The organism is Streptomyces cinnamoneus (assembly GCF_002939475.1).
Lineage (GTDB): Bacteria > Actinomycetota > Actinomycetes > Streptomycetales > Streptomycetaceae > Streptomyces > Streptomyces cinnamoneus_A.
Genome location: NZ_PKFQ01000001.1, coordinates 6,245,160 through 6,272,147, shown reverse-complemented (window position 1 = coordinate 6,272,147; position 26,988 = coordinate 6,245,160). Strand labels below are relative to the sequence as shown.

At 72.6% G+C, this 26,988-nt stretch carries 23 protein-coding genes; 13 read left to right on the top strand and 10 right to left on the bottom strand.

Annotated elements, in window-relative coordinates; all coding sequences use genetic code 11:
- Nucleotides 1–14 precede the first annotated feature (14 nt).
- The gene (locus CYQ11_RS27520; protein WP_099198353.1) at nt 15–1,547 is read right to left on the bottom strand and encodes an FUSC family protein; all 1,533 of its coding nucleotides are present in this window, start codon (nt 1,545–1,547) and stop codon (nt 15–17) included.
- 326 nt (nt 1,548–1,873) lie between these two features.
- Here CYQ11_RS27520 and CYQ11_RS27515 point away from each other — a divergent pair, with 326 nt between their 5' ends.
- Nucleotides 1,874–2,356 (top strand): Lrp/AsnC family transcriptional regulator, encoded by a 483-nt coding sequence (locus CYQ11_RS27515; RefSeq protein WP_099198352.1) that lies wholly within the window; start codon nt 1,874–1,876, stop codon nt 2,354–2,356.
- Nucleotides 2,357–2,527: 171 nt separating this feature from the next.
- Nucleotides 2,528–3,454, top strand: a complete 927-nt coding sequence (locus CYQ11_RS27510; RefSeq protein WP_099198351.1) for a D-alanyl-D-alanine carboxypeptidase family protein — start codon at nt 2,528–2,530, stop codon at nt 3,452–3,454.
- A 66-nt stretch (nt 3,455–3,520) separates the two neighbouring features.
- On the opposite strand, the gene CYQ11_RS27505 is transcribed toward CYQ11_RS27510, so the two are convergent.
- The gene (locus tag CYQ11_RS27505; protein ID WP_099198350.1) at nt 3,521–3,943 is read right to left on the bottom strand and encodes a YjbQ family protein; all 423 of its coding nucleotides are present in this window, start codon (nt 3,941–3,943) and stop codon (nt 3,521–3,523) included.
- A gap of 13 nt (nt 3,944–3,956) precedes the next feature.
- Nucleotides 3,957–4,481 (bottom strand): nucleoside/nucleotide kinase family protein, encoded by a 525-nt coding sequence (locus CYQ11_RS27500; protein ID WP_099198349.1) that lies wholly within the window; start codon nt 4,479–4,481, stop codon nt 3,957–3,959.
- Between the two features lie 180 nt (nt 4,482–4,661).
- Here CYQ11_RS27500 and CYQ11_RS27495 point away from each other — a divergent pair, with 180 nt between their 5' ends.
- Genes CYQ11_RS27495 through CYQ11_RS27470 form a run of 6 tightly spaced genes read left to right on the top strand, consistent with a single transcriptional unit; the run spans nt 4,662 to nt 10,879 of the window.
- Nucleotides 4,662–5,465 carry a type II CAAX endopeptidase family protein gene (locus CYQ11_RS27495; RefSeq protein WP_181143807.1) on the top strand — a complete coding sequence of 268 codons (804 nt, stop codon included), beginning with the start codon at nt 4,662–4,664 and terminating at the stop codon, nt 5,463–5,465.
- Nucleotides 5,466–5,474: 9 nt separating this feature from the next.
- Nucleotides 5,475–6,230, top strand: coding sequence for a (Fe-S)-binding protein (locus CYQ11_RS27490; protein WP_099198347.1), 756 nt, complete (start codon nt 5,475–5,477; stop codon nt 6,228–6,230).
- Complete coding sequence (locus tag CYQ11_RS27485; protein WP_099198346.1) at nt 6,227–7,696, top strand: lactate utilization protein B; 1,470 nt, start codon at nt 6,227–6,229, stop codon at nt 7,694–7,696. The genes CYQ11_RS27490 and CYQ11_RS27485 overlap by 4 nt, the downstream gene beginning before the upstream one ends.
- Nucleotides 7,693–8,367 (top strand): LutC/YkgG family protein, encoded by a 675-nt coding sequence (locus CYQ11_RS27480; RefSeq protein WP_099198405.1) that lies wholly within the window; start codon nt 7,693–7,695, stop codon nt 8,365–8,367. Before CYQ11_RS27485 ends, CYQ11_RS27480 begins: the two co-directional genes overlap by 4 nt.
- 22 nt (nt 8,368–8,389) lie before the next feature.
- The gene (locus CYQ11_RS27475; protein ID WP_099198345.1) at nt 8,390–9,610 is read left to right on the top strand and encodes a CaiB/BaiF CoA transferase family protein; all 1,221 of its coding nucleotides are present in this window, start codon (nt 8,390–8,392) and stop codon (nt 9,608–9,610) included.
- Between the two features lie 57 nt (nt 9,611–9,667).
- The gene (locus CYQ11_RS27470; protein WP_099198344.1) at nt 9,668–10,879 is read left to right on the top strand and encodes an SGNH/GDSL hydrolase family protein; all 1,212 of its coding nucleotides are present in this window, start codon (nt 9,668–9,670) and stop codon (nt 10,877–10,879) included.
- Between the two features lie 98 nt (nt 10,880–10,977).
- On the opposite strand, the gene CYQ11_RS27465 is transcribed toward CYQ11_RS27470, so the two are convergent.
- Nucleotides 10,978–12,774: an ABC transporter ATP-binding protein gene (locus tag CYQ11_RS27465; RefSeq protein WP_099198343.1), complete on the bottom strand. Its 1,797-nt coding sequence runs from the start codon at nt 12,772–12,774 to the stop codon at nt 10,978–10,980.
- 128 nt (nt 12,775–12,902) lie between these two features.
- Between CYQ11_RS27465 and CYQ11_RS27460 the strand changes: the two genes are divergently transcribed.
- Entirely contained in the window at nt 12,903–13,343 is a 441-nt protein-coding gene (locus CYQ11_RS27460; RefSeq protein ID WP_099198342.1) for a MarR family winged helix-turn-helix transcriptional regulator, read from the top strand.
- Nucleotides 13,344–13,447: 104 nt separating this feature from the next.
- Here the strand turns inward: CYQ11_RS27460 and CYQ11_RS27455 are convergent, their stop codons facing one another.
- Nucleotides 13,448–15,061 carry a peptide-N4-asparagine amidase gene (locus CYQ11_RS27455; protein WP_099198341.1) on the bottom strand — a complete coding sequence of 538 codons (1,614 nt, stop codon included), beginning with the start codon at nt 15,059–15,061 and terminating at the stop codon, nt 13,448–13,450.
- A 168-nt stretch (nt 15,062–15,229) separates the two neighbouring features.
- Between CYQ11_RS27455 and CYQ11_RS27450 the strand changes: the two genes are divergently transcribed.
- Both CYQ11_RS27450 and CYQ11_RS27445 read left to right on the top strand, forming a co-directional pair.
- On the top strand, nt 15,230–17,038 hold the full coding sequence (locus CYQ11_RS27450) for an ABC transporter ATP-binding protein (protein ID WP_099198340.1): 1,809 nt from the start codon (nt 15,230–15,232) through the stop codon (nt 17,036–17,038).
- Nucleotides 17,035–18,816 carry an ABC transporter ATP-binding protein gene (locus CYQ11_RS27445; protein WP_099198339.1) on the top strand — a complete coding sequence of 594 codons (1,782 nt, stop codon included), beginning with the start codon at nt 17,035–17,037 and terminating at the stop codon, nt 18,814–18,816. The genes CYQ11_RS27450 and CYQ11_RS27445 overlap by 4 nt, the downstream gene beginning before the upstream one ends.
- Before the next feature lie 187 nt (nt 18,817–19,003).
- Here CYQ11_RS27445 and CYQ11_RS27440 read toward each other — a convergent pair whose 3' ends face one another.
- The gene (locus CYQ11_RS27440) at nt 19,004–19,879 is read right to left on the bottom strand and encodes an NAD(P)-dependent oxidoreductase (protein WP_099198338.1); all 876 of its coding nucleotides are present in this window, start codon (nt 19,877–19,879) and stop codon (nt 19,004–19,006) included.
- 87 nt (nt 19,880–19,966) lie between these two features.
- Here CYQ11_RS27440 and CYQ11_RS27435 point away from each other — a divergent pair, with 87 nt between their 5' ends.
- Nucleotides 19,967–20,626 carry a TetR/AcrR family transcriptional regulator gene (locus CYQ11_RS27435; protein WP_275666335.1) on the top strand — a complete coding sequence of 220 codons (660 nt, stop codon included), beginning with the start codon at nt 19,967–19,969 and terminating at the stop codon, nt 20,624–20,626.
- A gap of 127 nt (nt 20,627–20,753) precedes the next feature.
- Here CYQ11_RS27435 and CYQ11_RS27430 read toward each other — a convergent pair whose 3' ends face one another.
- Nucleotides 20,754–21,545 (bottom strand): metal-dependent hydrolase, encoded by a 792-nt coding sequence (locus tag CYQ11_RS27430; RefSeq protein WP_099198403.1) that lies wholly within the window; start codon nt 21,543–21,545, stop codon nt 20,754–20,756.
- A gap of 135 nt (nt 21,546–21,680) precedes the next feature.
- Between CYQ11_RS27430 and CYQ11_RS27425 the strand changes: the two genes are divergently transcribed.
- Nucleotides 21,681–24,194: a DEAD/DEAH box helicase gene (locus tag CYQ11_RS27425; protein WP_099198337.1), complete on the top strand. Its 2,514-nt coding sequence runs from the start codon at nt 21,681–21,683 to the stop codon at nt 24,192–24,194.
- Here the strand turns inward: CYQ11_RS27425 and CYQ11_RS27420 are convergent.
- The 3 genes from CYQ11_RS27420 to CYQ11_RS27410 form a co-directional block, all read right to left on the bottom strand.
- The gene (locus tag CYQ11_RS27420; RefSeq protein WP_240003248.1) at nt 24,172–25,272 is read right to left on the bottom strand and encodes a DUF6397 family protein; all 1,101 of its coding nucleotides are present in this window, start codon (nt 25,270–25,272) and stop codon (nt 24,172–24,174) included. The genes CYQ11_RS27425 and CYQ11_RS27420 overlap by 23 nt on opposite strands.
- 63 nt (nt 25,273–25,335) lie before the next feature.
- The gene (locus CYQ11_RS27415; protein WP_099198335.1) at nt 25,336–25,842 is read right to left on the bottom strand and encodes a roadblock/LC7 domain-containing protein; all 507 of its coding nucleotides are present in this window, start codon (nt 25,840–25,842) and stop codon (nt 25,336–25,338) included.
- 200 nt (nt 25,843–26,042) lie between these two features.
- Nucleotides 26,043–26,945: an oxygenase MpaB family protein gene (locus CYQ11_RS27410; RefSeq protein ID WP_099198334.1), complete on the bottom strand. Its 903-nt coding sequence runs from the start codon at nt 26,943–26,945 to the stop codon at nt 26,043–26,045.
- Nucleotides 26,946–26,988: the final 43 nt, after the last annotated feature.

The following is a 26,988-nucleotide window of genomic DNA, read 5'->3' as shown; positions in this document are numbered from 1 at the left end:
GGATGGCGGGCGGGTCAGGCCTCGGCGAAGACCCCGCGGCGTCCGCTGCGCAGCGGTGTGGCCAGCGAGGCGAGAGCCGCTTCGAGGTCGTGCAGGTGCGCGAGGGCGCGCTCGGCGCCGGGGTGGTGGTGGGGCGCGGCGTCCGGGGCCGTGGCGGCGCCCGGCGTCTCACCGGTGGCGACGAGCGCGTGCAGGGCCGTCTCGACCCGCTGGCAGGCGGCGGTCAGGCGGGCGTCGTGCGAGGCGTCCGGGTCGGCGGCGACCTCGGCCAGGCCGCGGGCCTGACGGGCGCAGTCGTCGAGGTGGACGAGGACCTCCCGGGCCCGGTCGCCGCGCGTGCGCAGGGGGCTGAGGGGGTGCAGCAGCGGGGCGAGGGAGGTGCGCACCCGGGCGAGGAGCAGTTCCAGCTCCGCGACGTGCGGGGCCGGGTCGGCCGCCTCGTCGCCGGCGAGCCGTCGCGCCGAGACCGCGGTGCACTCGCGCACGGCCAGCAGGGCCCGCTGGACCCAGGCGTCGGTGGCGGCGTGCGTGGTGACGGGCAGCACGAGGGCGACGGCCAGGGCGGCGCCGGCCGCGCCGACGAGGGTCTGCTCCAGGCGCAGGGCCAGCAGGCCGGGGTGGAGGACACCGAGGAGCCCGTAGAGCAGGCCGGCCATGACGGTCACGAAGAACATCATCCAGCTGTAGGAGGGCGCGGCGGTGTAGAAGATGCCGAAGACGCAGACGGCGACGAGCGCGATCGTGGGCAGGGGCGCGCCGTGCAGCGGCACCGCGACGACGAGCCCGACCCCGATGCCGGCGACCGTGCCGACGACGCGGCGGAAGCCCCGCACGAGGGTCTCGCCACGGGACGCGGTGTTCACGAAGATCCACCAGGCGGTGCCGACGGCCCAGTACCAGCGCTCGTCGGAGACCATCTGGCCGACGCCGAGCGCCAGGGCGCAGGCGAAGGTGTTCTGGAACGCCTGGCGGGTGGTGGGCCGCGCCAGCCCGCGCGCCGCCGGCGGGGCGGGCACGGCGGGCGGCGGGGTGCGGCGCTCGACGCACCACAGGCCGAAGCGGACGAGCCCGCAGGCGGCGAGGGCGAGGGCCTCGGCGGCGTAGAGCTGGGGCAGCTGGGCGGGGACGGCGTGCAGGAACTGGGTGGCGAAGAACATCATGAACCCGAAGATCCCGAGCGCCTGCCCGCGGGCGCCCCAGCGCCGCGCGTAGACGCCGCAGAAGACCACGGCGAGGAAGGCCGCGTCCCGGATCAGTGGACGGCCGTGCAGGGCCGTGGCCAGGGCGAGCACGGGGAAGCCGACGGCCGGCAGCAGGGCGGTGGTGACCGCCTGGCGGCGCACGGTGGGGTCGCCGACGGTGAAGAGCGCGAGGAGGGCGGCGAGGCCGCCCAGGATCGTGGCGGGCAGCGGCAGCCCGGCCAGCACGGCCGCGGCGACCGCCAGCCCGGTGCCGAGCACGGCACGGGCGGCCGTGCGCAGCCTGAGCCGGCCCGGATCCGGAGCCACGAACGCCCTCTTCAGCACTGCTTCCCGCCCCTTCGACATTCCTGGCATGAAAAAGGCGCCGCGGGATCCGCAGCGCCATCGACTCCCCCATCAGAGCATTACTTCGGCTGTTGGCTCAAGAGCATGCGAAAACACTGGGCCATTGGCCCAGTTTCGGGGGTGATGGTTGCGCCATGAGAGGGCCAATGGTCCGCAAACGGTGATGTGTGGCGGCTCGGGGCAGGTCGGTGCCTGATCGGCCGGACCCGGAAGGTGGCCCGCTCGCCGCGCGTCCGGAGCACCAAAGGTGACCCTTCCTTCCCAGCGGCTGGGCCATTGGTACAGTGCGAAGCCAAGATCACCGACCGCCGGGGAGCGGGTGGCTCATGGCCGTGGACGCGCTCGACGCCAAGATCCTTCGACTGCTGCTGGAGCAGCCTCGTACGAGCGTGCGGGAGTACGCGCGGCTGCTGGGCATCGCGCGCGGCACCCTGCAGGCCCGGCTCGACCGCCTGGAGCGCGACGGCGTGATCACCGGTACCGGCCCCCGCCTCTCCCCCGCGGCACTGGGCCATCCCGTGCTGGCGTTCGTCCACATAGAGGTCACCCAGGGCCATCTGGACACCGTGGCGAACGAGCTGGGCGAGGTACCGGAGATCATCGAGGCGTTCTCGATAACGGGCAGCGGGGACCTGATGGCGCGCGTCGTGGCGCGGGACCCGGCGCATCTGGAGGACGTGATCCAGCGCCTGGTGCAGTTCCCGGGCGTGGTGCGCACGCGCACGGAGATGGTGCTGCGCGAGCGGGTGCCGTACCGGATGGTGCCGCTGGTGGACTCGGTGGGGCGGACGGCACAGCGCGGCACGTGACCTGCGGGAGCACGGGGGCCGCGTCGCGGCGGCCGCGCACCGACGGGAAGTCGGCGCAAGGAAACTGACGCCTGGTCATAAACAGGTACCGCTTACTTCCGCCCCAGACCCCAGTGGGATTATCGGCTCGCCCATCTCTACCAGATCTACCGGCGAGAAAAAGGTACATACATGGAGCGAAGTGGGAGAAGGACCACCCGCCGCTGGGGCGTGGCGGTGGTCGCCTCGACCGCTGCCGTGGCCGTCGCGCTGCCCGCGACGGCCGCCGAGGCCGCGAGCGGCCCGTCGGGCGTCGCCGCCAAGGGTGCGTTCCTGCTCGACAGCGGAGCCGACCGCACGCTGTGGAGCAAGGACGCCGACACCCGGCGGCAGATGGCCAGCACCACGAAGATCATGACTGCGGTCACGGTCCTGGACACGCGTGGTGTCGACCTCAACAAGAAGGTCACCATCAAGCAGTCCTACCGCGACTACGTCACCCGCAACGGCGCCAGCACCGCCGACCTGCGTACCGGTGACGTCATGACCGTACGTCAGCTGCTGTACGGCCTGATGCTTCCCTCGGGTTGCGACGCCGCCTACGCGCTCGCCGACACCTTCGGCACCGGCAGCACCGAGGCGGCGCGGACGAAGTCGTTCATCGGCAAGATGAACAAGACGGCGGCCGACCTGGGCCTGAAGAACACCAAGTACGACTCCTTCGACGGCATATCGCAGGCGGGGAACAACTACACCACCCCGCGCGACTCGGCGAAGCTGGCCCGGCACGCCCTGGCCAACGGGACCTTCGCGACGGTCGTGAAGGCGACGGCCACCCGGCAGAAGGCGGCGAACGTCAACCGCACCTACTACTGGGACAACACCAACAAGCTGCTGGGCTCGTACAAGGGCGCGATAGGCATCAAGACGGGCACCGGCACGGCTGCCGGCCCCTGCCTGGTGTTCGCCGCCCAGCGAGGCAAGCGCACGGTGGTGGGCGTCATCCTCAACGATCCCGCCAACCGGTACCCGGACGCCGCCAAGATGCTCGACTGGGCCTTCGACACCAAGACCACGGTGAAGCTGCGCCAGCTGCCGCCGTCGGCCCAGAAGGACTGACCCGGGCAGCACGCCCACGGCCCGTCCGGACGCTCCCGGACGGGCCGTTCGCACGCCGCGCGGGCGTCACCCGAGGAAGGTGAGGCGCACCTTTCGGTCGGGGTTGTCGACGTTGGTGTCGACCAGGCACACGGACTGCCAGGTGCCCAGTTCCAGCCGCCCGCCGATGACCGGGAGGGTCGCGTGCGGGGGCACGAGCGCGGGCAGCACGTGGTCGCGGCCGTGGCCCGGGCTGCCGTGGCGGTGCCGCCAGCGGTCGTCGGCGGGCAGCAGGTCGTGCAGTGCGGCCAGCAGGTCGTCGTCGCTGCCCGAACCCGTCTCCAGAATCGCCACGCCGGCCGTGGCGTGCGGGACGAAGACGTTCAACAGGCCGTCGCGGCCCCCCGCCGCCTCGCGCAGGTACGCCTCGCAGTCGCGCGTGAGGTCGTACACCCGCTCCGTGGAGCCGGTGCTGATGTCCAGGACCCGAGTGTGGAAGGTGTCGGTCATGACGTCACCGTAGTCACCAGCCGCTCGCCTCGCGCACCCGGCGGGCGACGTCCCCCACCGTTCGGCCGTCCGTGGCGACGCGCACCGTCCCGGGGGGAGCCTCCCGGTCCAGGCGCAGGGCGGCCTTCGCGCTCCGCTCGAGGTGCGGTGCGAGCTGCGAGCCGGTCTCCCGCAGGCGCAGGCGCTCAGCCACGACCGCGTGCTCCGCGGTGAGCAGCACGCGCGTGACGTCCAGCGGCCTTCCGCCCATGGCCCGCCGGATCAGTCCGCCTTCCAGGATGCTCACCGTGTTGGTGTAGATCAGCCTGCGCTGCCCGAGCGCGGCGTAGTTCGCCCAGACGGCGGCGAGGTTCCGCTCGGTGATGAGGGAACGGTCGAGGTCACCGGCCGGAGCGGGGTGTATCTGGTCCATGAAGTCGCCCTCCACCAGGCAGTGGGCGACCCCCTCCGCCTGCAACAGCGCGGAGACCTCCCAGGCCACCGTCGTCTTTCCGACGCCCGAGCAGCCTCCGACGAGCAGCACTTGGTACACGGTCATGGCCAAGCATCGTGGCAGGGACGACGGCGTCCGGCACCTGGTTTGCCGCCCGCACGCGGAGGAATACCCGGGTGCGCGACGGGCGGCGGTTCGGAGAGGCTGCCGTCCATGAACTCCGGCACCCCGCTCGTGAACTTCCGCTTGCCGACCGCGGTTTCCGGCCCTCGCGGCAGATCGCCCATGCGCTTCTTCGCTCTTCTCCTCGTCCTCTCCGTGCCGTTCTGGGTCCTCGGCGCCGTCGTCGAAAGCCCGGAGGCCATGCCGATGGGCATGCCGCTGAGCGCGTTCATGTTCGTGTGCCCCTTCACGGCGGCCGTGGTCCTGGTCCGGCGGGAGGAAGGACCGGCGGGGCCGAGACGGCTGCTGAGGCGGTTGTTCTGGTTCCGGGGCGCCGGAAACGGGCTCTGGTTCGCCCTCGCGGTCCTGGTGATGCCCGTCCTGATGCTGGCGTCGTACGTGTTCCTGCGTCTGGCGGGCATGCCGTTGGACGGCGCGCGCTCCCCCTTCCTGGCGCTGCCGGTGCTCCTGGTCGTGTTCCTGGTCAGCGCCGCGGGCGAGGAGGCCGGGTGGCTCGGGTACGCCCTCGACCCGCTCCAGGACCGCTGGGGCGCGCTCCGCGCGGCGGCGGCGACGGGGACGGTGTGGGCGGCATGGCACGTCGGGCCCTGGCTCCAGGTGCACGGCGTGGCGTGGACCGCGGGCTGGTTCCTCTTCACCGTCTTCGCGCGCGTGCTCATCGTGTGGCTCTACAACCGCACGCGCGGGGCCGTGCTCAGCGGGATCCTCTTCCACGCGATGATCAATGTCAGCTCGTCGCTGTTCCCGGACGTCGGCGCGTGGCAGGTACCGGCCGTGCTGGCCGTGCTCACCGCGGTCGTCGCCGGGTGCGCCGTCCTCCTCGCGCGCCGCCCCCGCCGCGTCCTTCACAGCCGCCGCCCGCTGAGGCAGGATGAGGCTCGAACGATCAACGGTCGTGGGAGGTGACGAGCGGTCATGCGCGTGGGCCTGTTCGTCACCTGTGTCAACGACACGCTGTATCCGGGCACCGGCCGGGCGGTCGTGGCCCTGCTGGAGCGGCTCGGGGTCCGGGTGGACTTCCCGGCCGCCCAGAGCTGCTGCGGTCAGCCGCTGTTCAACACCGGCTACCGCCACCGCGCCGAACCCCTCGTGCTCCGTCAGGCCGCCGCCTTCCGGGACCACGACTACGTCGTCACGCCGTCCGCCTCCTGCGCCGCCATGATCCGGGACGCCTACCCCCGGATCGCGGCCCGCGCCGCCGCCGAAGGGCGGGCGTCCTCGGCGCTCGCCGAAGCGGCGGACCACGCGGCGCCCAGGACCTACGAGCTGACCGAGTTCCTCGTCGACGTGCTGGGCGTGACGGACGTGGGCGCTCGCTTCCCGCACACGGTCACCTACCACCCCACCTGTCACGGGCTGCGGGCCCTGGGGCTCGGTGACCGCCCCCGGCGGCTGCTGGAGCAGGTCGGGGGACTCGAACTGCGGGAGCTGGAGGGCGCGGAGGAGTGCTGCGGCTTCGGCGGCACGTTCTGCGTCAAGAACCCCGCCGTTTCCGCCGCGATGGGCGCCGACAAGGCGCGTGCCGTCACCGCGACCGGCGCGGAGGTGGTCTGCGCGGTCGACAACTCCTGTCTGATGCACCTGGGCGGCGTCCTGTCCCGCCAGGGTTCGCCCGTGCGGCCCCTGCACCTCGCGGAGATCCTCGCCGCCACGGAGGAGGGCCCCCGGTGAGCCGTACGTACCTGGGCATGCCGGCCTTCCCCGTGGCCGCCGCCGGCTCGACGCGGGACGCCACGCTGCGGGCGAACCTCCGCCGCGCCACCCACACCATCCGCGCCAAGCGGGCCGCGGCCGTCGCCGAGACGGCCGACTGGGACCGGCTGCGCGCCGCCGGCGCCGCCGTCAAGGACCGCACCCTGCGCCACCTCGACCACTATCTGGTGCGCCTGGAGGAGAACGTCACCCGCGCCGGCGGCACCGTCCACTGGGCGGCCGACGCCGAGGAGGCGAACCGGATCGTGACCGGCCTCGTCCAAGCCACCGGGCAGCGCGAAGTCGTCAAGGTCAAGTCCATGGCGACCCAGGAGACCGGCCTCAACGCCGCCCTGGAACGGGCGGGCGTCCGCGCCTACGAGACCGACCTCGCCGAACTCATCGTGCAGCTCGGCGACGACCTGCCCTCGCACATCCTGGTCCCTGCGATCCACCGGAGCCGCACCGAGATCCGCGACGTCTTCCGCGATCGGATGGCCGACTGGGGCCGCCCCGCCCCCGAGGGGCTCACGGACCGGCCGGCCGACCTCGCCGAGGCCGCCCGGCTGCACCTGCGCGAGAAGTTCCTGACCGCCCGCGTCGCCGTCAGCGGGGCCAACTTCATGGTCGCCGAGACCGGCACCATGGTCGTCGTGGAGTCGGAGGGCAACGGCCGGATGTGCCTCACCCTCCCCCGGACGCTGATCTCCGTCGTGGGCATCGAGAAGGTCGTGCCCACCTGGCGGGACCTGGAGATCTACCTCCAGTTGCTGCCCCGCTCCTCCACCGCCGAGCGCATGAACCCCTACACCTCGATGTGGACGGGCACCACCGACCAGGACGGACCGGACGAGTTCCACCTCGTCCTGCTCGACAACGGCCGCACCGACACCCTCGCCGACACCGTCGGTCGCCAGGCCCTGCGCTGCATCCGCTGCTCCGCCTGCCTCAACGTGTGCCCCGTCTACGAACGCGCGGGCGGCCACGCCTACGGCTCGCCCTATCCCGGCCCCATCGGGGCGATCCTCACGCCCCAACTGCGCGGCCTCGCCTCGCCCCTGGAGAAGTCCCTGCCCTACGCCTCCTCCCTCTGCGGCGCCTGCTACGACGTGTGCCCCGTCGCCATCGACATCCCCGAGGTGCTGGTTCACCTGCGCGAGCGCGTCGCCCAGGGCGGCGAGGTCACCGTCCGCGGCGTGCGCACGGTCGTCAAGCCGGCGCGGCGGCACGCCCTGGAGCACGCCGCCGTGCGCGCCGCCGGCTGGACGCTGGGCCACCCTGCCGCGCTGCGCCGGGCGCAGCGCCTGGCCGCCCGTGCGCGCCGGCTGCGGCCCCGGCGGCTGCCGGGTCCGGGCCGCGCCTGGACGGACAGCCGTGACCTGCCCGAGGTGCCCGCCGAGTCCTTCCGCGACTGGTGGGCCCGGACCCGGGGAGCCGGCGCGTGAGCGCCGGAACCGACCCGAGCCGGGAGCGCGTCTTGGGACGGGTACGGCGCGCCCTGGCGGACGTACCGCGTCACGAGCGGCCGCGCGACCACCGGGTGCCGCGCGACTACCTGCGCGTCCACGGCTCGCGCACACCCGCCGAAACCGTCGGCCTGCTCGCCGGGAACCTCACGGACTACCGGGCCGCGGTGCACCGCACCGACACGGCCGCTCTGCCCGCCCTCATCGGGGAGCTGCTGAGCCGGCGCGGCACGCGACGCGTGGTGGTCCCCTCCGGGCTGCCGGAGGAGTGGCTCGCCGCCACGCGGGCGGAGCGCCTCGCGGACTCGCCCTCCCTGACGGCACGCGAACTGGACGCGGTGGACAGTGTCGTGACCGGCTGCGCCCTGGCCATCGCCGAGACGGGCACGGTGGTCCTGGACGCAGGGCCGGGCCAGGGCCGGCGTCTCCTCACGCTCGTCCCCGACCACCACGTGTGCGTGGTGCGGATCGCCGACCAGGTCGTGGACTCGGTGCCGCAGGCGCTGGAACGTCTGACGCCCACCCGTCCCCTCACCTGGATCTCCGGCCCGTCGGCCACCAGCGACATCGAGCTGGACCGCGTCGAGGGGGTGCACGGGCCCCGCACCCTCGAGGTGATCCTGGTGGCCGGCGACCCGGCCGCGCCGTGACGCCTCCCTGGAAGGAGCGGGCATGCAAGCGCCCCTGAGCGGTGTGACGGTCGTGGCCCTCGAGCAGGCCGTCGCGGCGCCCTTCGCCACCCGCCAGCTCGCGGACCTCGGCGCCCGCGTCATCAAGGTCGAGCGGCCCGGCGGCGGCGACTTCGCACGCGACTACGACGGCCGCGTCAAAGGGCTCTCCGCCTACTTCGTGTGGGTCAACCGCGGCAAGGAGAGCGTGGTGCTCGACCTCAAGACACCCGCCGACCGCTCACTCCTCGACCGCCTCATCGACCGTGCGGACGTCTTCGTCCAGAACCTCGGCCCCGGCGCCGCCGAACGGCTCGGCCTCGGCTGTGACGTCCTGCGGGCCCGCGACCCGCGCCTGATCACCTGCGACCTCTCGGGCTACGGCACGGCCGGGCCCTACCGCGACGAGAAGGCCTACGACCTGCTGGTGCAGTGTGAGACCGGGCTGGTGTCCCTCACCGGAAGCGCCGACTCGATGGCGCGGCCGGGGATTTCCGTCGCCGACATCGCGGGCGGCATGTACGCCTTCAGCGGCATCCTCACCGCCTTGTACGAGCGTGAGCGCACGGGCACGGGCACGGCGCTGTCCGTGGCGCTCTTCGACGCCCTGGCGGAGTGGATGGGGCATCCGTACTTCGCCGAGGCGTACGGCGGGCCGCCCCTCGCCCGCAGCGGCGCCCGGCATCCGTCCATCTCCCCCTACGGGCCCTACCGGTGCGGTGACGGCACGCGGGTGTTCCTGAGCGTGCAGAACGACCGGGAGTGGGTGGCCTTGTGCGAACGGGTGCTGCTGCGGCCCGCGCTGGTCCGCGACCCGCGCTTCGCCGACAATCCGCTGCGGCACGCGCACGACGGGGAGCTGACGGCCGTGCTGGAGGAGTGCTTCGCCGCGCACACGGCGGACGGGGTGCTCGCGCTCCTCGGTGAGGCGGGCATAGCCCACGCGCGGCTGCGGACCGTGGCCGAGTTCGCGGCCCATCCGCAGCTGGCCGCGCGTGACCGCTGGCGCGACTTCGCCTCGCCCGCCGGCCCGTTGCGCGGCCTGCTGCCCCCGGTGGTGGTGGCCGGGCGGGAGGCAGCCATGGGCGCGGTCCCGGCGCTTGGTGAGCACACGGAGGCGATACGGGCGGAGTTCACCCGTCCGCGGGCCCCGGAGGGTGACCCTGCCGGTGGTACGCACGCGGTGCGTACGCGGCAGGAGGGGCTGGGTGGGCCACGCGCCTGACGGCAGGCTCTTCCTCGCAGGGAAGTGATGCGACTTCACGCGAGAGAGGCTTGACCGATGACTGTTCAGGGGCGGGATTCCGAGACCGCGGTGCTCACCACCGAGGAGACGGCGACGCGGTGGTCGGCCGGCTGGTCGGCTCCGGTGCAGCAGCCGAGCTCCGGTTTCGAGGAGAACTGGTCGGAGAAGGGCTTCGACCACCAGTCGGTGCGGCAGGTCGTCCGCGTCACCGGCGGCGGCACCGCGGCGCGGATCCGGCTGTCGAACCGCTTCGGCGCAAAGCCGCTGACGGTCACCGCCGCGACGCTGGCGCTGGCGGCCGAAGGCGCCGCCCTCCGGCCCGGCACGCTGCGGGAGGTGACCTTCGGCGGGTCCCGCACGGTGGTGGTCCCGGCCGGTGGTGAGCGTGTCAGCGACGCGGTGGACGTGCGCGTCGAACGGTTCGACGGGGTGGCGGTGACGTTGTTCTTCGCGGGCGCGACCGGCCCGGCGACGTTCCACGCGCAGGCCTACACGGACAGCTACCGCGCGACGGGCGACCGGACGGGCGAGACCGGCGATGAGGGGTTCGAGGAGCGGACCCACTCCTGGTACTACCTCTCCGACGTCGAACTAAGCGGCGAGGGCGCGGTGCGGGAGACGGTGGTGGCCTTCGGTGACTCCATCACGGACGGATTCGGCTCGACCGTGGGAGCCGACCGCCGCTACCCGGACGCGCTCGCCGAGCGGCTGGCCGCCGACGGCGGTGCGTGGGGCGTCGTCAACGCGGGCATCGGCGGCAACCTCGTGCTCCACGACTCGCCGTGGTACGGCGAGCGGGCGGTGGGCCGCTTCGAGCGTGATGTGCTCGACAGGCCCGGGGTCCGCTCGGTGATCGTGTTCGCCGGTCTCAACGACATCGGTTTCAGCGAGGTCGACCTGCCGACCTACAAGCCCGATCCGGACGTGGACGTGGCGCAGTTGATCGCCGGATACCGGGATCTGATCCGGCGTGCCCACGCGCGGGGCGTGCGGGTCGTCGGCGCGACGATGCTGCCGTTCAAGGGCGCGGAGTACCACACACCGCGGGCGGAGGCGAAGCGGGTCGCGCTCAACGAGTGGATCCGTACCTCCGGTGAGTACGACGCCGTGGCCGACTTCGCCGCGGCCCTGGCGGCGCCGGGCGACGAGGAGTCGCTCGACGCGGCGTACGACAGCGGTGACCACAAGCACCCCAACGACGCCGGCTACCGCGTCATGGCGCACGCCGTCGACCTGCGCTCACTCTGACCCCACGCGGTGCACGGTGCCGGGCGGCCGGGAAGGCCACCCGGCCCGCGCGCTCCCGGGCCCGGGCCCCTGGGGGAAGCCGGACCGTGGGGCGAGGCTCAGACCTTCACGGTGAGGTGGGTGTCGCGGCGCACCAGCGCCGCGTAATGCCCGTCGCCCGCGAGAAGTTCCTGGTGGGTGCCGCGCTCGGCTATCCGGCCGCCTCGGAGCACGACGATCTGGTCGGCGTGGCGGACCGTGGAGAGGCGGTGCGCGATGGTGATCGTCGTGCGCCCGGCGGAGAGCGCGTCGATGGCCTGCTGGACGGCGTGCTCGGTGTGGGTGTCCAGAGCGCTCGTCGCCTCGTCCAGGATGAGCACCGGCGGATCGCGCAGGATCGTCCGCGCGATGGCCAGGCGCTGCTTCTCGCCACCGGAGAAGCGGTAGCCGCGCTCGCCGACCAGGGTGTCGTAGCCCTCGGGGAGGGAGGCTATGTGGTCGTGGATCTGGGCGGCTTCGGCGGCCGCTCTCAGCTCCTCGTCACTGGCGTCGGGCTTGGCGAAGCGGAGGTTCTCGGCGACGGAGGCGTGGAAGAGGTAGGTCTCCTGGGAGACCACCCCGACCGCGCGGGCGAGGGTGTCGAAGTCGAGGTCGCGCACGTCGGTCCCGTCGAGCAGGACCCGTCCGGCGGTGACGTCGTACAGCCGGGGGACGAGATAGCTCAGCGTGCTCTTGCCGGAACCGGTCGGGCCCACGACGGCCAGGCTGCCGCCCGCAGGGACCATGAGGTCGATGCCGGTGAGGGCCGGGTTCGCGGGGTCGTAGGAGAAGGAGACGTTCTCAAAGCGGACTTCGCCGCTGATCTTGTCCAGCCGGACGGGGTGCTCGGGCTCGGTGATGTCCACCGGCATGTCGAGGTACTCGAAGATCCGCTGGAAGAGCGCGAGGGAGGTCTGCATCTGCACGCCCGTGGAGAGCAGGCTGACGGTGGGCCGGAAGAGGCCCTGCTGGAGGGAGACGAAGGCGACGAGCGTGCCGAGGGAGATGTCGGGCCCGCCCGTCTTGAGGGCCATGCCGGCGGCCCAGTAGACGAGCGCGGGCATGGCGGCCATGACGATGCCGATGGTCGACATCCGCCACCGCCCCGCCATGTTGGTGCGCACCTCCAGGGCGACGAGGCGTTCGGACTCCTGGGCGAACGCCTTGGTCAGCGAGTCCGACCGGCCCATGGTGCGGCCGAGCAGGATGCCGCTGACGGAGAGCGATTCGGTCACCATGGCGGCCATGGCGGCCATCTGGCTCTGCCGCTTGGCCGTGATCCGCTTGCGCTCGTCGCCCACACGCCGGCTGATCCATACGAACAGCGGCAGCAGGAGCAGGGAGACGACCGTCAGCCGCCAGTCCAGCGCCACCATCGCCACGACGGTGGCGATGACGCTGGTGAGGTTGGAGACCAGGGACGTCGCGGTGGACGTGACGGTGGCCTGCATGCCGCCGATGTCGTTGGCGATGCGGGACTGGACCTCGCCCGTGCGGGTCCGGGTGAAGAAGGCCAGCGGCATCGTCTGGAGACGGCCGTAGACCGCGGTGCGCAGGTCGTGCATCACGCGCTGGCCGACGGTGGTGGAGATCAGGGTCTGCAGCACGCCGAAGACGCTGTTCACGACGGCGGCCGCGATCATGCCGAGGGCCAGCAGGGTCAGCAGACCGGTGCGGCCCTGGGGGATGGCGACGTCGAGCACCTCGCGCAGGAGGAACGGCGAGGCGACGGTGACGAGGGACGAGGCGGCGACGAGCAGCCCGACGAGGCCGAGGCGGCCGCGGTACGGGCGGAAGAGGCGGAGGATGCGCCGCACCTGCGCGGGCTGCTCCGGGTCTGCGGGAGGCGGTGTCCAGTCCAGTTCGTCGTGTGGCATGGGCTCCTTCAGCGAGGTCGGCGCCGGACGGCGCGAGCGGAGGAAACGCCTGGAACGCTGACGCTGAACAGAGCATAGCTCACTGTTACCTATACTCACAATGGAAGCCGTCCTGATAACATGCGATCATGACGGCCCCCGACACGTCCGGCCACCTCACCGAGCAGCTGCTGAGGCTGACCCGAAGGCTCCACCGCGCGCAGAAGCGCTACCTGGACCCGGTCGGCATCACCCCCGCCCAGTCACGGCTGCTGCGCACCGTCGCCCACTACGAGACGCCTCCGCGCATGGCCGACCTGGCCCAGCACCTCGAGGTCGTCCCCCGGGCGGTCACCACGCTGGTCGACGCTCTGGAGGCCAACGGCGCCGTGCGCCGGGTCCCGGACCAGAGCAACCGGCGGGTCATCCGCATAGAGCTCACCGACCAGGGCCGCTCCACGCTGCGCGCCCTGCGTGAGGCGCGCCTGGCCGCCGTCGAGGACATCCTCGCCCCCTTGAGCGCCGAGCAGCGCGACGTACTGGCCGGGCTGCTGACCGAGCTGCTGACGGGCCCCGACCGCCCGGCCTGAGGCCCCTCCCCTCCGGCCGGGCGCGCGGAGGCGTCCGCGCGGGCCACGGGCCCGGCCGGACGCGGAGCCCCGCGCCAAGGCGGGGCGCCGGCCCGGTTCGGCGTTCAGCAGCGCCGGCTGTCCTCCGTCAGCTCGCCCTGGGCGGTGGCCAGCGTCCGGTCGTAGCAGACGCCGGAGCCCTGGAGGCGGTAGCGCTCGCGCGAGACGCCGGTGGCGTGACGCTGGTCGCGCGGGACGTCCTGGTTGTACGAGGCGTCGCCCGTGTAGGTGTCGTCCAGTCGCGTCCACCGCGGCGGGGCCCCCGCGCGCAGCGTGGCGCTGTCGGCGCGGTCCCCCATCGTCATGACCGTGCGCAGGCGACCGCCGCTGATCGACGTCTCACCGTTCATGCTGTAGGCGCGCCGGGCGTGCGTGACGGTCGCCGGCCCCCGGCCCGCGACCGTGACGGTCTCGTCGTCGTCCCACCGGGCCTGGAGCCCGTCGGTCGTCTCACCCTTGGTCCAGCGGTGGAGGGAGGTCGCGGCGACCTCGCGGGTGACGGTCGTGCCGACGCGGCCGTGGGAGGTGTCGAGGTAGCCGGCGACCGTCAGGGCGTGCCCGCCGTCGGCCTTCAACCGGTACTCGGCGCCCTGTTCGAGGGCGGTCGTGTTCCTGGGCGCCCCTTCCCGGTGGGTCGTGAGGGCGCCGGTGACGCGGTCGGCCCCCGCGTCCTGCCAGACCAGGATGTTGGTGGGCGTGCTCCAGCCGCTCCGTCCCTCCGGTACGCCCGCGACCGAGACCGTGATCGTGTGCGGCTTGCCGTCGTTGAGCTGTCCGGCGAAGGGCGTGAGGTCGTATTCGACGGGCCGGACGTCGAAGGCGCGCGGGCCCGGTATCACGTACCAGAGGAAGGGGTTGGACCAGCCGCCCGTCCACACCGTGGGGTAGGGAGCGGCGATCCCGGCGAGCTTGCCGTCGACGGCGACCCGGACCTCGCGGTACGGGCCGTCCTGGGCCTTGCAGGAGTAGGGTGCGGCGTCCGGCACCGTGAGGTACCAGAACTCCTCGCACTCGCCCCCGGATCCGGTGGCGTACACCTCCGCCACGATCCGTTCGCTGTTGCGCGGGGTGGTCAGCGTGCCCTCGTACGCCGCGCCCACGGTGTGCGCGCCGTCCAGGGTCAGCACGCGGTCGGGGGCGGGCGCCGGTTCCACGCTCCCCTCGGCCGCATAGAAGGTCAGCGTCACCTTGACCTTGATGACGCCGGTGTAGGTCTCGTTGACGAGGTTGCCGATGAGCATCTCGACCGGCTGGCGGGACCTGAGCGTCGCGGCGTAACGGGTGACGTCCTTCTCGACGTTCCACGCGACGCCCTCGGGCGAGGGCTCCGGGGTGGAGGTGCGCAGCACCTCGACGCCCCCGATGTGCAGGTAGCCCAGGCGGTCGTACTGCCGGCCGGCGACGGCTCCTTCGAGCCGCAGGACGACCTTGTTCCAGCGGTCGCCGCAGCCCTTGGGCGGCAGGTAGGTGCCCTTGTAGGGCGTGTAGTCGCGGAACTCCGTGTCGGCGACCGTCGCCTTGCAGGAGGTGGTGCCGGGGGTGGGCACGGGTGGGCCGGCGGTGACCGGGTCGTGCCAGTCGGTGCCGAACTCGGGCGGCGGGCCGGCGGCCGCGGCGGGGCTCATGCCCAGCACGAGGCCGAGCGCCGCGGCGCACAGGGTGAGGAACAGTCGTCTCATGGGGCAGGAGTGAAGCGCGGCGGACTGCCGCGCGCCAGAGCACGTTTGGCCTGATACGCCGCACCGGCACGGAAAACCAGTTGAATTGAGCCCTCCTGTGCAGCAGCCTTGCACGGCTCCCCCACTCGCGCCCTCATCCACCCAATCGCACGCCGAAGCCGGGATGTCATGCAAATTCGTGATCTGCCGTACGCCGATCCGGGCCGCCCCGACGTCCGGTCCGGGCCGCGCTTCCTCTACTGGCTGGGGCGCAACCAGCTGGGCGGCCAACTGAGGTCGCTGTTCTGGGGCGTCGTCCATTCCGGTTCGGTGGCGCTGTTCCCGCTGGCCGTGGGCATGGGCGTGGCGGCGGTCGTCGATCGTTCGGGCGCTCGGCTCGCGGCGGCCGGTGGCCTGTTGCTGCTGCTCGGGGCTCTGACGGCGCTGGGCGACACGATGCTGCACCGCACGGCCGTCACCAACTGGATCACGGCGGCCGCCCGGGTGCAGCAGCTTCTGGCGCGCAAGACGGCCGAGTTGGGGTCGGCGCTGACCCGGCGTGTCGCCGCAGGTGAGGTCGTCGCGGTGTCCACGGGCGACGTCGAGAAGATCGGCTGGTTCGTGGAGGCCCTCTCCCGCTTCGTCGCCGCGGCGTTCACCACGCTGGTGGTGTGCGTGGCCCTGCTGGTCTACCAGCCGGCGCTCGGCGCGGTGGTCGCGGCCGGGGTGCCCCTCATGGCCCTGGCGGTCCTGCCGTTGCTGCCGCCCGCGACGAAGCGGGCCGACGAGCAGCGCGAGAAGGCCGGCCGGGCGACCGAGCTGGCGTCGGACACCGTGGCCGGGCTGCGGGTCCTGCGGGGCATCGGCGGCGAGGAGTTGTTCCTGTCGCGCTACCGCAGCGCCTCGCAGGAGGTCCGCAGGGCGGCCGTGCGCAGTGCCCGGATGTGGGCGCTCATCGCGGCGGTCCAGGTGGTGCTGCCGGGTCTGCTGATGATCGCGGTGGTCTGGTACGGGGCCCTGCTGGCCCGTGACGGCCGGATCGGGGTGGGCGAGCTGGTCACCGTCTACGGCGTGGTCACGTTCCTGCTGTTCCCACTGCGGCAGTTCGAGGAGATAGCGATGGCCTATTCCTTCTCCCGTCCGTCCGCCCAGCGTGCCGCCAAGGTGCTCGCGCTGCGCCGCACCGCCGTGCCGGCGGACGACGTCGAGGCCGTGGCGGGGGACCTCAAGGGCGACCTCTACGATCCGGCGACAGGTCTGCTGGCCCGCTCGGGGGAGTTGACGGCCGTGGTCGTGGGCGACCCGGACGCCGCCGGGCGGCTCGCCGACCGGCTCGGCGGGCACGCGGCGGAGGGCGCGGGCGACTCGCCGTCGGTGCTGCTCGGCGGGGTGGCGCTGGACGAGGTGCCGCTGGACGTGGCCAGGACGGCGGTGCTGGTGCAGGACAAGGATCCGGTGCTGCTGTCGGGCACGCTGACGGAGCTGCTGGACGTCCCCTCCTCGGGAGCCGTCACGGCCGACGCCGCCCTGACGGCGGCCCGGTGCGACGACGTCCTCGCCTCCCTGGCCCAGGCGTCACCGGACGGCTCCGGCGACCCCCTGCGCACCCGCATCACCGAGCGGGGCCGCTCCCTGTCGGGCGGCCAGCGGCAGCGGCTCACCCTGGCCCGTTCGCTGGTGACCGACCCGGAGGTGCTGGTGCTCGACGAACCGACGTCGGCCGTGGACTCGCACACCGAGGCCCGTGTCGCCGACGGCGTGCGGGCCCTGCGGGCGGGGCGGACGACCGTGGTCTTCTCCTCCAGCCCGCTGCTGCTCGACCGGGCGGACCGTGTGGTGTTCCTGAGGGAGGGCACGGTGGCCGCGGTGGGCGCGCACGAGGACCTCGTGCGCTCGAACCCCGTTTACCGCGCGGTCGTCACCCGTCAGACGGACGAGGAACCGGACAAGGAACTCGTGGAATCCGGCAAGAGCGAACCCATCGGGGAGTCCGCATGATCGGCGTGGCACCACCGGCGTACGACCCCGCGGCACCGGAGTCGGCGGCGACCCTTCCGGTGGCCGGACCCGCCACGGTGCGCCGTTACGTCAAGGACCTTCTGCGCAGGCACCGCAGGGCCTTCGCCCTGCTGGTGACGGTCAACGCGGTCGCCGTGGTCGCCTCGACGGTCGGCCCGTACCTGCTCGGCGGGCTGGTCGAGGACCTGTCGTCGGGGGCGGAGGAGCTGCACCTGGGCCGTACCGTCGCGCTGTTCGCGGCCGCGCTGGCCGTGCAGGCGCTGTTCGTGCGGATGGTGCGGCTGCGCGGCGCGGTGCTGGGCGAGCGGATGCTGGCGGACCTGCGCGAGGACTTCCTGGTGCGGTCGGTGGCGCTGCCGCCGAGCGTGCTGGAGCGGGCCGGGACCGGTGACCTGCTGTCCCGCATCACCACGGACGTCGACCGGCTGGCGAACGCCATGCGCGAGGCCGTGCCCCAGCTGACCATCGGCTTCGTCTGGGTGGGCCTGCTGCTCGGTGCGCTGACGGTGACCGCGCCCCCGCTGGCGTTGTGCGTGCTGGTCGGGCTGCCCCTGCTGCTCGCGGGCAGCCGCTGGTACTTCCGGCGGGCGCCGGGCGCCTACCGCTCCGAGGCCGCGGGCTACGCGGCGGTCGCCGCCTCGCTCGCGGAGACCGTGGACGCCGGCCGCACGATCGAGGCGCACCGGCTGGGCCGGCGCCGGGTGGAGCTGTCCGACCGGCGAGTGGACGAATGGGTCCGGTGGGAGCGGTACACCCTGTGGCTGCGATCGGTCCTGTTCCCGGTGATCAACGTGACGCACGTGCTGCTGCTGGGCTCGGTGCTGGTCATCGGCGGGGAGTTCGTGCTCCAGGGGTGGCTCTCGGTGGGCCGGCTGACGACGGGCGCGCTCCTGGCGCAGATGCTCGTCGAGCCCATCGGACTGATCCTGCGCTGGTACGACGAACTCCAGGTCGCCCTGGTGTCCCTGGCCCGGCTGGTGGGCGTGCACGAGATCGAGCCGGACGACACGGACGAGCTGGTGAGCCCGAAGGGCCGGCAGGTGCGGGCGGACGAGGTGCGCTTCGGCTACCCGACCGGCGGCGACGTGCTGCACGGCGTGTCCCTGGACGTCCGCCCGGGCAGCCGGGTGGCGCTGGTCGGCCCGTCCGGCGCGGGGAAGTCGACGCTGGGCCGGCTGCTCGCCGGCATCTACGCGCCGCGCTCGGGGACGGTGACGCTGGGCGACGCCGAGCTGTCCCGGATGCCCACGGAGCGGGTGCGCCGCCACGTGGCGCTGGTCAACCAGGAGCACCACGTGTTCGTCGGCTCGCTGCGGGACAACCTGCTGCTGGCCCGCACGGACGCCGGCGACGGCGAACTGTGGGCGGCGCTCGGCGCGGTGGACGCCGACGTCTGGGCCCGCGCGCTGGAGGAGGGACTGGACACGGAGGTGGGTTCCGGCGGCCACACGCTCACGCCGGCCCAGGCACAGCAGATCGCGCTGGCCCGGCTGGTGCTGGCTGATCCGCACACCCTCGTGCTGGACGAGGCAACGTCTCTGCTGGACCCGAGGGCCGCGCGCCATCTGGAGCGATCGCTCGCGAAGGTGCTGGAGGGCCGCACGGTCGTGGCCATCGCCCACCGGCTGCACACCGCGCACGACGCGGACGTGATCGCGGTGGCGGAGGACGGCCGGATCAGCGAGCTGGGCAGCCATGACGAACTGGTCGCGGCGGACGGCGCGTACGCGGCGCTGTGGCGTTCTTGGCATCAGTAGCCGGACACGGGGCCGGCGCGCGTCGCGCGCCGGCGGTCCTCCCTCGCCCGGCGGAAGGACGGCCCTCCACCGGGCGAGGGAGGGGAACGGCTGCCCGGGAGCACTGGCCGTGGGCCGCGAACGGCGCACGACCGGGGCGGCCTCCGGGCCGCGTTCGACGCCTTCCCCGAGGCGGCGGGCGGGTTAGTTACGCCGCCGCCTCCTTCTTGAAGACCTCGATCAGGCTGGTGAAGCTGTCACCGGCGTGGCCGGCCGCCAGGCCCCGGCGGAAGACGTCCCGGACGGCCGCGGGCAGTGAGGTGTCGACGCCCGAGTCCTTGGTGGTGTGGAGGACGTGGTCGACGCTGGCCACGCCCATGGCGAGCTTGTCGACGTCGCCGGCGTGCTCCCCCTTGTCGATCCGCGGGGCGTAGAACTCCAGGAAGCCCGGCAGGGAGGCCACGGTGGACGTGGCGTAGGGCAGGAACTCCTGGGCCGAGATGCCGTTGGCGTCGGCCACGGCCAGGGCGTGGAGGTAACTGAGCATGGCGGTCCAGAAGACGTCCATCTGGATCTGGTAGTACAGGGCGGCCAGACCGGGGTCCTCACCGCGGTAGTCGGTGCCCGTCAGGACCCCGAGAGTCGCGGCGTGCGCCTCGAAGGCGTCCCGGGGACCGCTGTAGAAGGTGGCGGACTCCGGCTTCCCGATGCCCGACGGCGGGCTCTGCACGCCGCCGGTGAGGTGGCGGGCACCGTGCCGGGCCGCCCACCGGGCCGCTTCGCGGGCCTTCTCGGGCGTGTCCGAGCTGAGGTTGACGAGGACCCGGCCGGCAAGGGCCTCTGCGGCGGGTCCGAGGACGGTGTACATCGCGTCGTAGTCCGTCAGGCTCAGGATCACCAGCTCGTTGGCGGCCAGGGCCTCGCCGATCGTGTCCGCCCGCCGCGCACCCTCGGCGACCAGTTCCTCGGCCCTGGCGGCCGTCCGGTTCCACACCGTCACCTGGTGGCCGGCGGCCAGGAACGCCCGCACCATCGCCTGGCCCATCGGACCGAGGCCGACGACGGTGACCGACTGCTTGCTCATGGAAAACCCCCTCTAGAACGAACGCTCTAACTAGAGAGGAAGGTAGCACAAAGCTAGAACGAACGCTCTATTCGATAGACTGTCGCGGTGAAGACCAAGCCGCAGCACGACGCGAACAGGGACCACGACGCGACCAAGGGCGCGGACGGCGACGCGCAGGCCCACCACGGCACCCGCGAGCGGGTCGTCCGCGCGGCCTCACGGCTGATGCAGCGACAGGGCTACGACGGGACCGGCATCAAGCAGATCGCCCAGGAGGCCAAGGCCACCCTCGGCTCCGTCTACCACTTCTTCCCCGGCGGCAAGCAGGAGCTGGCCGTGGCGGCCGTCCGGCACGGCGACGAGGAGTTCGTGGAGATCCTGCGCGAGGTGCTGGCCAGCGAGACGGACCCGGCCGAGGCGATGATCGCCTGCACCCGCGCCCTCGCCGACGGCCTCCGCGACTCGGACTGGGCCGACGGCTGCCCCGTCACGGCCACCGCCCTGGGAACGGCTCACCGCGCCCCCGACATCCAGCAGGCCGCGGCGGAGGCGTTCGAGCGCTGGCGGGGCCTGGTGGCCGAGAAGCTGCACGGCGCCGGAATCGACGAAGCCGACGCCCGCGACCTCGGCCACACCGTGATCAGCACCCTGGAGGGCGCCGAGCTGGCCGCCCAGGTGTCCCGGAGTGACGAGCCGCTGAGGATCGCGGGCACGCACCTGGCCCGGCTGATCGACTCCTACCGGCCCGCAGACGCATGGCGGTAGCCCCCTCGGCGGGGGCATGCCACAGGGCCGCCCGGGCGGCCGAGCAGTCACCACGCCCGCACCGAGGACATCACCCGCCCACCCCCGGGTGATGCTCCTCACATGCGGGTCGCGTCCGGGCGAATCCTCAGATGAACTCCAGCGCCCCCAGGCCGCCGATGCCTCCGAGCAGCATGAAGACCGGCATGAGGACCTTCACCTCCACCCAGCTGCCGGCGCGGAAGCGCATGGCCTTCGGCGGGCCGAGGGGGTACCAGCGCTTGCGGCCGATGGGTATGGGCCACAGGATCGGGCAGCCGGAGACGGTGAGCGCGTCGCCGACGTCGTGCACGAGCGCCCCGAGGACGATGGGAAGCCCGAGCCACAGGTACTCCTGACCCGGCCCGCTGAAGAGCCAGTCGGCACCCTGGCCCGGCCGGTCCAGGATGCCGGCGAGTATCCAGGCGCCCGCGGCGCCGAGCAGCCAGACCAGCACATCGCTGGAGGTGCGGGCCGCACGCCACAGCAGGCCCTCGACGGCCAGGACGACATGCACGAAAAGGATGCCGAGTACGGCCCAGCGGTCACCGGTCATCGCCAGCGCCGAGGCGCCGGCCCCGATCAGCAGCGCCCACAGGGCGGTGTGCGTGAGGGTGCGGTGGCCGCCGTTGCGACGCGGGTCGCTCTTCGCCCTGGTCGCCTTGTAGACGGCGTGGGAGAGCTTGTCGATGACCTCGCACAGGACCCGCGATATCGGCCCGAACGCCCGCGATATGGTCGCCGACTTGTGGTCGAGGTCCGGTGCGAGCGCCGCGCCGGCGGAGATCAGCGCCCCGACGACCAGCACCGCCCAGGGCATCGGATGGCCCGCGGCCGCGGCCGCCGCCCCCACGCCCAGCCAGGCGGCCGCTCCCGACAGTGAGTGCGCCGGTCCCATCATGGTGGTGTCCACCCCTCCCGCTCGGCGGCGCCGCACTGTCCTGACGCCGGGTCGGCCACTCAGCGTAACGCCGGAACGATCATCGTCCGACCGGCCAGTTCCCTGATCCGGGCGTGGGCCAGGCAGTATGGGGGTGTGACCCTTATCGATCAGATGCCGAGCCATGCCGACCCCGATGCCCTTTTCGAAGCTTTCTCGACCTGGGCCGAGGAGCGGGGCATCACGCTGTACCCCGCTCAGGAGGAGGCGCTGATCGAGGTGGTCTCCGGCGCGAACGTGATCCTTTCGACGCCGACCGGCTCGGGCAAGAGCCTCGTCGCGGCGGGCGCGCACTTCACCGCGCTGGCCAACGACAAGGTGACGTTCTACACCGCGCCCATCAAGGCGCTGGTCTCCGAGAAGTTCTTCGACCTGTGCAAGATCTTCGGCACGGAGAACGTCGGCATGCTCACGGGCGACGCCTCGGTCAACGCCGACGCGCCCGTCATCTGCTGCACGGCCGAGGTGCTGGCCTCCATCGCGCTGCGGGACGGCAGGGACGCCGACATCGGCCAGGTCGTCATGGACGAGTTCCACTTCTATGCCGAGCCGGACCGCGGCTGGGCCTGGCAGATCCCGCTGCTGGAGCTGCCGCAGGCGCAGTTCGTCCTGATGTCCGCGACGCTCGGTGACGTCTCCCGCTTCGAGGAGGACCTGACGCGGCGCACCGGCCGGCCCACCACGGTGGTCCGCTCCGCGACCCGGCCCGTGCCGCTGTCGTACGAGTACCGTGCGACGCCGCTGACCGAGACGCTCACCGAGCTGCTCCAGACCCACCAGGCGCCGGTGTACATCGTCCACTTCACCCAGGCCGCCGCCGTCGAGCGGGCCCAGGCGCTGATGAGCATCAACATGTGCTCGCGCGAGGAGAAGGACGAGATCGCCAAGCTGATCGGCAATTTCCGCTTCACCACCAAGTTCGGCCGGAACCTCTCGCGCTACGTCCGCCACGGCATCGGCGTGCACCACGCGGGGATGCTGCCGAAGTACCGGCGGCTGGTGGAACGGCTGGCCCAGGCCGGCCTGCTGAAGGTCATCTGCGGCACGGACACCCTCGGCGTCGGCGTGAACGTGCCGATCCGCACCGTGCTGTTCACCGCGCTGACCAAATACGACGGGCAGCGGGTGCGCACGCTGCGCGCGCGGGAGTTCCACCAGATCGCGGGCCGGGCCGGACGGGCCGGGTTCGACACGGCCGGGTTCGTCGTCGCCCAGGCGCCCGACCACGTCGTCGAGAACGAGAAGGCCCTGGCCAAGGCGGGCGACGACCCGAAGAAGCGCCGCAAGGTGGTCCGCAAGAAGGCTCCCGAGGGTTTCGTCAACTGGACCGAGACCACGTTCGAGAAACTCATCGCCTCCGAGCCCGAGCAGCTCACCTCGCGCTTCCGGGTCACGCACGCCATGTTGCTGGCGGTCATCGCCCGCCCCGGCAACGCCTTCGACGCGATGCGCAGGCTGCTGGAGGACAACCACGAGCCGCGCAAGAACCAGCTGCGCCACATCCGCCGCGCCATCGCCATCTACCGCTCGCTGCTGCACGGCGGCGTGGTCGAGCAGCTCGACGAGCCGGACGCCGAAGGCCGCATCGTACGGCTGACGGTCGACCTCCAGTCGGACTTCGCGCTCAACCAGCCGCTGTCGACCTTCGCGCTCGCCTCCTTCGAGCTCCTCGACCCGGAGTCCCCCTCCTACGCCCTGGACATGGTCTCCGTCGTCGAGTCGACGCTGGACGACCCGCGGCAGATCCTGGCCGCGCAGCAGAACAAGGCACGCGGCGAGGCGGTCGCGGCGATGAAGGCGGACGGCGTCGAGTACGAGGAGCGCATGGAGCGGCTGATGGACATCAGCTACCCCAAGCCCCTGGAGGAGCTGCTCTCCCACGCCTACGACGTCTACCGCAAGAGCCACCCGTGGGTCGGCGATCACCCGCTGTCCCCCAAGTCGGTCATCCGCGACATGTACGAGCGGGCCATGACCTTCACGGAGTTCACCTCCTTCTACGATCTCGCGCGGACCGAGGGCATCGTGCTGCGCTATCTGGCGAGCGCCTACAAGGCGCTGGACCACACCGTCCCGGACGATCTGAAGTCGGACGACTTCGAGGACCTGATCGCCTGGCTCGGCGAGATGGTGCGGCAGGTCGACTCCAGCCTCCTGGACGAGTGGGAGCAGCTCGCCAACCCCGCCGAGGAGACGGCCGAGGAGGCCCAGGAGCGCGCCGACCAGGTCAAGCCGGTCACCGCGAACGCCCGCGCCTTCCGGGTGCTGGTGCGCAACGCGCTCTTCCGCCGCGTGGAGCTGGCCGCCTTGGACAAGGTGGGCGAGCTGGGCGAGCTGGACGAGGAGTCCGGCTGGAACGAGGACCGCTGGGCGGAGGCCATGGACGCGTACTGGGAGGAGTACGAGGAGCTGGGCACCGGCCCCGACGCGCGCGGCCCGAAGCTGCTGCGGATCGAGGAGCGGCCGGAGGACGGGCTCTGGCGCGTCCGGCAGACCTTCGCCGACCCCAACGGCGACCACGACTGGGGCATCACCGCCGAGGTGGACCTGGCCGCCTCCGACGAGGAGGGCCGCGCGGTGATCCGGATCATGGACGTCGGCCAGCTCTGACCGCCGGGCCGCGCCGCCCTCCCCGGCGGCGCAACCGCCTCCAGAGCCCGGGAAGCCCCGGCCGGCCCGGGCCCGACGGCCCGCTCGGTCCGGCCTGCCGGGGCGGCCCTCCCACCCCGGCTCCGGAGGGCACCGGCCGTTCCAGCGGCGCGGACGGTGCGGGCGGCGCGGAGAGCACGGAGCGCGTCGAGGAGAGGACCGGCACCGACGGCTCGGTCCGCAAGGCCTGTTCGAGGGAGGCCGCTGACGTACCCGCCGCGACGGTTCCCGGTGGCACGCCGCCGGCCGGTGAGGCCGGGCCCAGGGCACGGGCCTCCGCCAGCGCGGCGGTCAGGCAGTGCCGGTGCCACTCGATCTCGTCCTCGTCCTGGGCCAGCACCAGCTCGTCGACGACGTCCCGGGCGGGCCCCGTGACGGGACGAGCGGGGACGAGGGCCGGGCGCAGCGCGCTCAGGTACGCCCGCTCGCCGGGATCCGGCACGGCGTCGGCCAGGTCGTCGGAGCCGAGCACGGCCGCGGGGACGGCCGCCCGCTGCCAGGGATCCTCCGCTTGCGCGGTCAGCTGGTCGAGCCGCCGCGCGCGCCAGCCGCGGGCCCGCCGGTCGGGGTGTTTCTCCAGCACCGCCCGCAGTGGAGCGGGCGTGCGCCCGGACAGCAGATCGGGGCTGCGGTCGGCGAACTCCACGAGATCCGCCGTCAGATAGTGCCAGACGACCACGCGGTAGCGGTTGACGTAAAAGCGCACCGGAGCGAAGCAGCCAGCCTTCGCGAGCCGGGTGAACCGGCCCGGGCTGATGCCGAGCAGCTCGGCCCCCTCCGTCGTGCCGACCACCCACAAACGGGTACGCAGAGCCTCCGGGAACGCCTCGGTGGCACGGTGCCGTTCGATCTCCTCACGCGCCACACGCCGCCGCCCTCCGGGGCCGGACGCGACGGTGCGCACTTCCCCCAGCTGTACGGCCAGTTCGAACTCACGGGGCTTCAGCCCCAGTTCCCGCGCCGCCCTGGCGAGCGGAACGCTCTCCTCCATGGCGCCGCGCCCCCCAGCGCTCCGCACCGCGCACTGCTCCACGGCCATGACATCCCCCGTCGTCAATCCGTTACGGACAGTGACGACTCTAGCGTGGAGGGCGACAGCGCGTCAGACCTGTGGATAACTCTCGCCGCCCGGCCCGCCGGCCCTCTCTCCCGCCGCACGGCCGTCCCGCGCGCCGGCTCCCCCGCCCCGCACAGGAGCCGCGCCGCCCGACCCCTCGCCGACGCTGTTGACCAGCACGGTCATCTCGTAGGCGATCTGGCCGATGTCGGCGTCGCCGCCACCGAGGACGCACAGGCAGTTGTTCTCGCCGGCGGCGGTGACGAAGAGGACGCCCTCGTCGAACTCGACCATGGTCTGCCGCACCCGGCCCGCCCGGAACTGCCGTCCGGTGCCCCGGGCGAGGCTGTGCAGCCCCGACGCGACCGCCGCCAGGTGCTCGGCGTCCTCCCTCTCCATGCTCGCGCTGGCCCCCGTCACCAGGCCGTCGTTGGACAGGATCAACGCGTGCCGTATCGCCGGGACGCGCTCGGTCAGGTCGTCGAGCAGCGAGTCGAGTTCCTTCGGGGAACCCCCGCCGAACCCTTGGCCCGACACCCCGCCGAGTTCCATGCCCATTTCCATGCCGCCTCCCCGTTCCCCGATTTCCCCGGAACTGCCGTGCCAGCCTTACTCACCTCCGTGCTCCCGGCAACCCGTCCGGCCGCCCGGCACATGCCTGTTGGCCAGTCGGCACAGGACAGCGACATGAACGGAGAATGGGTACGGACAGGCAACGGCGGACATGCGGTGACCCCGGGGCCGCCGAGGCGTTACTCCGCGGCGGGCGATTCCGTCGACGGCCCGCGCAACACCGGACAGCCGCCACCGCGTGCCGGGAAGGTGCCGAGTTCGGTGACGACGTAGCCGTTCGGATATCCCTTGATCTCGGGATTATGCCGGGCGTAGTGCGGGGTGCGCCGGGGCGGCAGCAGGCGGACCGCCTTCGACCGGGCGCGCAGCGCGCCGCGGACCAGGGCCCGGGCGGCGGGGTGCGGCCGCTCGTAGCGGAAGGCCTCCAGCAGGGCATCGTCCAGCAGGGCCAGGCTCGCGCCGCGGACAAGGGGGGCGAGCGGGCGGGGGTACCAGGAGGCCATGAGCTCGAGCGTGGCGTCGGAGACGCGGCGGCCGCCCTCGCACCAGCCGAAGTGCTCCCGCTCGTAGGCGTCGAGGCAGTGCTCGAAGTCGGCATAGGTGGAAGGGATGTCCTGGATCCCCATGTGGCGGCCGAGCGTGCGGTAGTACGCGGCCATGGCACGCCGTTCGTGGTCGGACAGGCGTCGCCAGCCATAGCTGTCGATCCACCTGCCGGGAATCACCACGAAGGCGCACAGGACATAGCGCATGTCGTCGTTGCCGATGTCGTAGGAGCGGTGCATCTGGTTGATGCGGCGGATCGCGGACCGGCCGCTCTCGCTGTCGAAGCCGTGCTCGAGGACCGTGTCCAGCAGCAGTGCCGTGTCGTCGTACCGCTTCTGCGGGCGTCCGGGGAATTCCCCTGTCGCGGCCAGGAGACGGCCGATGCTGGGTACGGCGTACGTCCGGTACAGCGCCAGCTCCAGGGCGCGGGTCGTGTCCCAGGGGAACTCGAGTGTCGAAGTGATCCGGTAAACGCGGAGGAAGTCGCGCTCCGGGTCCAGACGGCGGATTTCCCTGAGCCGGTCGTAGCGCTTCACTTCGCGGTCTTCCCTTCGTTCGTCGGAGGTTCAACTCTACGGC